We start from the raw sequence: 392 nt of genomic DNA, 5'->3' as shown, positions 1-392 counted from the left end.
GGTTTGGAAGGCCTGGTTCTGTGCCTTGCAATCTTACAAAATAGCACCACAGAAATTTACCGGCAGGCCGAGAATTCCACGTTACTTGAAGAAAAGCAGACGTCATACCTTTTACGTGACACCACAAAACGCGAGGGTCAAAGAAGTGAAAAGTGCTGATGGCAAAGATGTCGTAGCACGGTATCTGATTATTCATTCTTTGGAGCTTAGCATCAAGCTTGCAGATGGCTTAAAAAAGGTCAATCGCATCGCAATTAAGCCACTGTCAAATGGTTATAAACTCACAGTAGCCTACACTCCAGCTGCAAGCCAGAAGCCATATCTGCCAGACAACTGCCGCTATATCGGTATTGACCCAGGTGTTGATAATGCATTTGCCTGCGTCTCAAATA

At 44.9% G+C, this 392-nt stretch carries 1 pseudogene; it reads left to right on the top strand.

Annotated elements, in window-relative coordinates:
- Nucleotides 1-145: 145 nt before the first annotated feature.
- A pseudogene (locus tag lacNas_RS14145) lies at nucleotides 146-392 on the top strand (RNA-guided endonuclease InsQ/TnpB family protein); the annotation flags it as partial.

This window comes from Lactobacillus nasalidis, assembly GCF_016587775.1.
GTDB lineage: Bacteria > Bacillota > Bacilli > Lactobacillales > Lactobacillaceae > Lactobacillus > Lactobacillus nasalidis.
This window is presented reverse-complemented; position numbering and strand designations above follow the sequence as displayed.